A 6,829-nucleotide genomic window follows, 5' to 3' on the forward strand; every position below is an offset into this window, starting at 1 on the left:
CACCGTCCTGGACGCCCGGGGTGCCCTCGGCGCCACCGTCGGCGGGACCCTCGGCGCCACCGTCGGCGCCACCGTCCTGCACGCCCGGCGTGCCCTCGGCACCACCGTCGGCGGGACCCTCGGCGCCACCGTCAGCGCCACCGTCCTGCACGCCCGGCGTGCCCTCGGCGCCACCGTCAGCGGGACCTTCTGGGTTGAGCTCGCTCATGTGTTCCTCCTGGGGTCGACTGTGCGGCGGGTGCCGCGGTTCCCACATTGGCACCGTGGCCGCGGCTCGCAACTCGGCGTCAGGACCGGTCGGTGCGTCGCCCGGCGCCAGTCCCGGTGCCAGTCCCCGGGCCGGCGCCGGTGCCGTCGCGGGAACCGTCGACCGGGCCGCTCTCGCGCTCGTCGAGCCGGCCCTTCAGCGTGCGCACCTGCTTGCGTCGGTGGGTCGCGACGACACCCGTCACGAGCAGCACCACCACCAGTCCGGCAGCACCCACGGCACCGATCGCCGTCGCGATCCGGAACCCAGGAGCCTCGACGTCCATGATGCGCTCGCCCGCGTGCGCCGCGTTGCCCGTGCCCAGCACGACCGCGAGGGTCAGCCAGTTCGGCACCGCCAGGACGATCGCCACGACCAGCAGGATGCCCCGCCACGTCCAGTTGAAGAACCGGCGACGCAGCTGCACGACGATCATCAGGGGGACGATCGTGAAGACGAACCCGTAGAACAGGCCCCACAGGATGCCGCTCGTGAGGTCGCCGTTCACCTGGTCGCCGATGCGCTGGGCCCACCACCGCGGGAAGAACGCCGACGCGACCAGGGCCCCGGCGTACACGACCGCGACGAGCACGAGGGCCCAGACGAGCCGCTTGACCCACCGCTGGGGGTCGACGTCGGACGGGACGTACCGGCGCTCGTCCTTGCCGTGGGTGCGATCGCGCTCGCCGGCGCGCTCGTCTGGCTGACGTCCCTCGTCTTCGCTCATTCCTCGATGATCCCGCGCACCGCCTCGCCGCACCACTCCAACGACGGGGCTGTCGGCCGCGTCACGAGGCGAGGGCCGCCCAGTCGCCCTTCGTCCAGGTGCCGGTCTGGGAGCGGCCCATCGCCTTCTGCCGGGCCCGGACCGCCGCGACCGTGAGGGGTCCGTAGTACCCGTTGCGGTCCGCGCGCTTCATGCCGAGCGCGACCTGCAGCACCAGCACGGCCTTCCCGGTGGTCCGCTCGGGCATCGAGGAGGTGTAGCGCTCCGCACCGTAGGCCGCGGCCTCGGCGGCCGAGAGGCCCTTGGCCACGTCCGAGGTGACCTTGGCGGGCACGAGCGAGGCCCACGTCGGCTGGTCGATGGTCCCGGTCCAGGGCAGGTCGTGCTTCTTCTGGTACGCCTTGACGGCCGCGCGGGTGACGGCGTCGAAGGTCCCGGTCTGCTTGACGCCGAGCGCCTTCTGGGCGGTCTTCACGGTGCCCGCGCGGGACCCGAGCGCGATCGTGGCCCACGACGTCCTCTTGACCAGGGGGACGGCCGCGTAGCAGCGGGTGGTGCGCGCCTTCGAGTTCATGACGGCCGGCTGCCCGGCGAAGCGGGAGCACGGCCCGTGGTCGACGGGGTGGACCTTCCCGGTCCAGAAGCTGGTGGTTCCTCGGGCGCCGTTCCAGCTGAAGGACAGGTGGACGTGGTCGCGGTGGCCCGAGCTCGGGCGCCAGCCCTCCTTGGACCGGTAGACGGCCCAGATCTTCTCGTTGTAGATGACGTACATGATGCCGAGACGCCGGGCGTTGGTGCCGCCGTCCTTCGTCAGCCAGGCGAGGAAGTCGGCGGCGGCCTTCTTCTCCTCGGCGTCCTTCACGTCCACCATCCAGTCCCAGGCCCGCCCGTCGGCGTGCTCGGACACCCCCTCGGAGCAGCCTCGCGCCGTGTTTCCCTTCCCCCCGACGCCGTAGGTCTTCATGACGAGGTCGCGTGTCTTCGCGACACCGGCCGGCGTACCGGGCTGGCAGGCGACCTGCGGCGCGTACGCCGACGGGGGGTCGACGGCCTTGGGCAGCGCGACGGGGGCCTTGAGCCCCTTCGGCTTCGCGGGGAGCGGCACCGGTGTCGTCTGGGTCGCGGCTTGGGCCGCGGTCGACGTGCCACCGACGGCGGTGAGCGTGGCCGCGCACATGAGTGCGGCGGCGCACGCGAGCCCGAGCCTGCGCATGATGATCTCCCTCGCCCGTCGGGCTTCCCCACCCGGCGGACGACCATCGTGCGTCTCATCCGTCACACGTGTCACGGCTTCGCGTGAACTACAGGACTGTTCTTCGCGGGGCAGTGGGGTCAGGGCGGCTGAGATCAGGACTGGGTCGCGTCGGGACCGCAGGTGCAGGCCGCCAGCGCCGCCGCCACGTCGTCGATCGCGGCCTGCGTGACGAACGGGTTCACGCCCTCGGTGTCGTCGACCATGACCGCGAAGATGATCGGCACCCCTCTGGCGTCGGTGGCGTACCCGGCCAGCGAGTGCACACCGGTGAGCGTGCCGGTCTTCGCGCGCACGAGACCCCGACCCGCGGAGTCCTCGTCGAAGCGGTCCTCGAGGGTGCCGGTGAGTCCGCCGACCGGCAGGTCGGCGAGCAGCTCCGACGTGGAGGCGCGCGACGCCGCCACGCGCAGCACCCCGGCCAGGGTCTCGGGGGCGATCCGGTTCGACCGCGCCAGACCGCTGCCGTCGTCGAGCCGCAGGCCCTGGACGGGCACGCCCGCCTCGGTGAGCGTGGCTGCCACCGCGTCGGTGCCGCCCTCGAAGCTGCCCGGGCCGCCCGCCGCCAGTCCCACGTGGCGCAGGAGGACCTCGGCGGCCTCGTTGTCGCTGCGGACCAGCGTGGCGTCGACGATCTGGGCGACGGTGGCGCTCTGCACGGCGGCGAGCACCCGCTGCGGGTCCGGCGGCGCGTCGGCCCGGTCAGGGTCGCCGTCGACGTCGATGCCCTCGTCCTGCAGGTAGCCGGCGAACCGGTCGGCCGCGGCGCGGGCCGGGTCCCCGGACCGGATCCCGTCGCGCACCCCCTGGTCGGCCCACAGCGCACTCACCGGCGTGACGACCTGCCCGGGCACGTAGGAGTCCTCCCAGCCCGGACTCGCCGACGGACCCGTGAAGAGGCCGGCGTCGTAGCCGAGAGACACCTCACCGACGCCGGCGTCGTCGAGCGCCGCGGCGGTGCGCTCGGCCAACGTGCGCAGGTCGGCGCGGTCCACGCGCGTGGGCCGCTCGGGTCGGCTCGACGCCAGGTACGGGTCACCGCCGCCGACGAGCACGACCTCGTTGCCGTCGAGCACGGTCGAGGTGCTGAAGCGCGATCCGGGTTCGAGAAGGGAGAGCGCGGCGTACGCCGTGAGCAGCTTCGTCGTCGAGGCCGGCACGAACGCCTCGGCGGCGTCGCGGGCGAACACCGACGTGCCGTCGAGCCCCACCACGGCGACGCCGAGCCGGTCGCCCAGCTCGGCGCGGCGGGCAGGGTCCTCGAGGAGCGGCTGGACGGCGGCACGCACGGCGTCGGGGTCGAGGGCGCCGGTCATGACGGGATCGGGCTGGACGCGCTGCGGGGCGGCATCGAGGGTGAGCGCCTCCGGCGGGGCGACCGCCTCGGGCCCGCACGGGCCGCCGCACACGACGGGGTTGAGCCGGCCCGACGTCCAGCCGAGGCCGACTCCGGCGACGAGCACGACGGCGAGGAACAGCCCGCCCAGCGCCCACGGCAGAGCGACCCTGCCTCGATCTCGTCGCGTCACATGGGCCAGACTATGCACGAAGCGCCCATCCCTGCGGTCCCGCCCGACGGCGGTCGCCCGGTGCGCTCAGGCAACCAGCAGCGACGAGAGGCCCGACCCGTGATCTTCGATGTCACCGTGGAAATCCCCAAGGGTGAGCGCAACAAGTACGAGGTCGACCACAAGAGCCACCGCATCCGGCTCGACCGCACGCTGTTCACCGCCACGCAGTACCCCGCCGACTACGGCTTCATCGACGACACCCTCGGCCTCGACGGCGACCCGCTCGACGCCCTGGTGCTGCTGCCGTCGCCGACGTTCCCCGGCTGCGTCATCACCTGCCGCGCGATCGGCATGTTCCGCATGACCGACGAGGCCGGCGGCGACGACAAGGTCCTCTGCGTCCCGGCCACGGACCCGCGCCAGGAGCACCTGCGCGACATCCACCACGTGCCCGAGTTCGACCGCCTCGAGATCGAGCACTTCTTCACGGTCTACAAGGACCTCGAGCCCGGCAAGTCCGTCGAGGGCTCCACCTGGACCGGCCGCGTCGAGGCCGAGGCCGAGGTCAACCGCAGCTTCGACCGCTTCAAGGACAACGGCGGCTACTGACCTTCCTCCGGCGCGGCCCTGCGGCTGCGTCGGCTCCGGTCCGTCTCGAGGCGGCCTACGAAAGGGCCTCGACCGGAGCAGGCCCAGCGACGTGGGTGGGCTCCCGGGCTGCGCCTCCCGTCTCGGACACGTCCGGGGCACTGATGGGCCCCGGACCGCCCCGGAACTGTCCGAAACGGAGGGACTGAGCCTGGTCGGGCGTCAGGCCGACGTGGAGCCGCGGAGCAGGGCGCGCATGGTCTCGGCGAAGACGTCGACGTCGAGCTCGCCGTCGAGCGAGCGCATGGCGCCCAGACCGATGCCGAGGCTGAGCAGGGCGGTGGCGGCCTTGCGGGCCTCCATGCCGAGGGCGAGACCGGCATCGGCCATGACCCGCTCGATGAGGTCGGCGCTGGCGGCCACGAGCATGCGGTGCCGCTTGACCAGCTCGGTGGCGACCCAGGGGCTCTGCCGCGCGACGGCCGCGAACTCCACCTCGAGCGCGGTCCAGCGCGGGTGGCCCAGCTTCTCGCGGGCCCAGGAGGCGAAGGCGTCGATGCGGCCGTCGAGGTCGGCGTCGACCGTGAAGGCGGCGACGACCCCGGAGATCTGCTCCTCGTGGATCGTGTCGAGCACCGCCATGCAGAGCTCCTCCTTGCCGGAGAAGTTGGAGTACACCGCACCCTTGGAGAAGCCGGCCGCGACGGCCACCTTGTCGAGGGACGTGGCGTTGTAGCCGTCGGCGAGGAACAGCTCGCGGGCGACCTCGACGAGGCGTTCGCGGGTCTGCGCCTGACGTTGCGCCCGCGTGACGGTGCGCTCGCTCTCGACGGTCATCGCTGCCTCCCTCGACGTGTCCCGCAACACCTGGCCACGGGTCTCAGATACCGATAGTATCCGAAACATGATCTCCACGGACATCCTGGTCATCGGCACCGGTTTCAGCGGCATGGGCATGGCCATGAAGCTGCGCGAGGCCGGACGCGACGACTTCGTCGTCATCGAGAAGGCCGACGACGTCGGCGGCACCTGGCGCGACAACACCTACCCCGGCGCCGAGTGCGACATCCAGTCCCACATGTACTCCTTCTCCTACGAGCTCAACCCCGGCTGGAGCCGCGAGTACTCCGGGCAGCAGGAGATCTGGCAGTACATGCGCGGCGTCGCGACGAAGCACGACCTCTACGACGTCATCCACTTCGGCACGGAGGTCACCGGCGCCGAGTGGGACGAGGAGCGCCTGCGCTGGACCGTCAGCACCTCCAAGGAGACCTACGACGCCCGGGNCTTCGCGGGTGCTCGCTTCCACTCCGCGCAGTGGCAGCACGACGTCGACCTGACCGGCAAGAAGGTCGCCGTCGTCGGCACCGGCGCCAGCGCCATCCAGTTCATCCCGCAGATCGTCGGCGACGTCGCCCAGCTCGACGTCTACCAGCGCAGCGCCCCCTGGGTCGTCCCGAAGCACAACCACGACATCGAGGGCCGCAAGAAGGCCTTCATCAAGAAGCTGCCGGGTGGCACGCGCGCCTACCGCAACGCCATGTACTGGCTCAACGAGGCGCAGCAGCTGGGCTTCACCGGACCGCTGCAGAACATCACCAGCGTCATGGAGAAGAAGGTCTCGGGCTACATCCGCAGGACGGTGAAGGACCCCGCGGTGGCCGAGAAGCTCATCCCCGACTACCGCCTCGGCTGCAAGCGCGTGCTCAAGACCGACAACTACATCCCGGTCTACAACCGCGAGAACGTCGAGCTCGTCACCGACGGCATCGAGGAGATCACCGCCGACGGCATCCGCGCGAAGGACGGCACGTTCCGCGAGGCCGACGTGATCATCTACGGCACCGGCTTCCACGTGACCGACGCGTTCGAGTGGGTGCACGTCACCGGCAAGGGTGGCCGCGACCTGTCGAAGACGTTCAAGGAGAAGGGGATCGAGACCTACCTGGGCATCTCGGTCACCGACTTCCCGAACTTCTTCTTCCTGCTCGGCCCCAACACGGCCCTCGGCCACAACTCGGTCGTGTTCATGATCGAGCAGCAGACGAAGTGGATCCTGTCGATGCTCGACGAGATGGACGAGCGCGGCGCCCAGGCCGTGGAGCCCACGCCGCAGGCGCAGCGCCAGTTCAACGACGCCCTGCAGGAGAAGGTCAGCAAGGGCGTGTGGAGCCAGGGTGGCTGCACCAGCTGGTACCTCGACAGCCAGGGCAAGAACCGCACCATCTGGCCGGGCTTCACCTTCCGCTACTGGTGGGTGACCCGCAAGGTCGAGGCCCAGGACTTCGCGTGGGAGAAGGCGGCCTGACGTGACCGGCGGGGGTGCCGGGACCCCACGACCGGCCGGGGCGGCGGACCAGCAGAGCTACGACGTTCCTCCGGGTCCGCGCGGGAACCCGCTGCTCATGACCATGCGGTTCATGCGCAAGCGGGGGCCGCTGATCCGCGACGCCCACGCCACGTACGGCGACACGTTCTCGGTGCAGATCCTGCCCGGACCGCGC

At 71.4% G+C, this 6,829-nt stretch carries 6 protein-coding genes and 3 pseudogenes; 4 read left to right on the top strand and 5 right to left on the bottom strand.

The window, feature by feature from the left end; all coding sequences use genetic code 11:
• From ASF38_RS07340 to dacB, 4 genes and pseudogenes are all read right to left on the bottom strand, one after another.
• Positions 1-208: pseudogene (locus tag ASF38_RS07340) on the bottom strand (hypothetical protein); the annotation flags it as partial.
• A 79-nt stretch (positions 209-287) separates the two neighbouring features.
• The gene (locus ASF38_RS07345) at positions 288-974 is read right to left on the bottom strand and encodes a hypothetical protein (RefSeq protein ID WP_056574836.1); all 687 of its coding nucleotides are present in this window, start codon (positions 972-974) and stop codon (positions 288-290) included.
• A 61-nt stretch (positions 975-1,035) separates the two neighbouring features.
• Positions 1,036-2,187: a peptidoglycan-binding protein gene (locus ASF38_RS07350; RefSeq protein WP_056574839.1), complete on the bottom strand. Its 1,152-nt coding sequence runs from the start codon at positions 2,185-2,187 to the stop codon at positions 1,036-1,038.
• A gap of 134 nt (positions 2,188-2,321) precedes the next feature.
• A complete protein-coding gene (gene dacB, locus ASF38_RS07355) occupies positions 2,322-3,755 on the bottom strand; it encodes a D-alanyl-D-alanine carboxypeptidase/D-alanyl-D-alanine-endopeptidase (protein WP_056574842.1) in 1,434 nt (477 codons plus the stop codon).
• Positions 3,756-3,854: 99 nt separating this feature from the next.
• Between dacB and ASF38_RS07360 the strand changes: the two genes are divergently transcribed.
• Entirely contained in the window at positions 3,855-4,346 is a 492-nt protein-coding gene (locus ASF38_RS07360; RefSeq protein ID WP_055961150.1) for an inorganic diphosphatase, read from the top strand.
• Between the two features lie 201 nt (positions 4,347-4,547).
• Here ASF38_RS07360 and ASF38_RS07365 read toward each other — a convergent pair whose 3' ends face one another.
• On the bottom strand, positions 4,548-5,162 hold the full coding sequence (locus ASF38_RS07365; protein ID WP_055961153.1) for a TetR/AcrR family transcriptional regulator: 615 nt from the start codon (positions 5,160-5,162) through the stop codon (positions 4,548-4,550).
• Between the two features lie 67 nt (positions 5,163-5,229).
• On the opposite strand from ASF38_RS07365, the gene ASF38_RS19125 reads away from it, so the two are divergent.
• From ASF38_RS19125 to ASF38_RS17945, 3 genes and pseudogenes are all read left to right on the top strand, one after another.
• Positions 5,230-5,611 (top strand): NAD(P)/FAD-dependent oxidoreductase (locus tag ASF38_RS19125; RefSeq protein ID WP_255353820.1); only part of this gene is annotated, 382 nt, incomplete at its 3' end.
• A 1-nt stretch (position 5,612) separates the two neighbouring features.
• Positions 5,613-6,633, top strand: a pseudogene (locus ASF38_RS07370) (flavin-containing monooxygenase); the annotation flags it as partial.
• A gap of 1 nt (position 6,634) precedes the next feature.
• A pseudogene (locus ASF38_RS17945) lies at positions 6,635-6,829 on the top strand (hypothetical protein); the annotation flags it as partial.

Origin of the sequence: Aeromicrobium sp. Leaf272 (genome assembly GCF_001422865.1) — a bacterium.
GTDB lineage: Bacteria > Actinomycetota > Actinomycetes > Propionibacteriales > Nocardioidaceae > Aeromicrobium.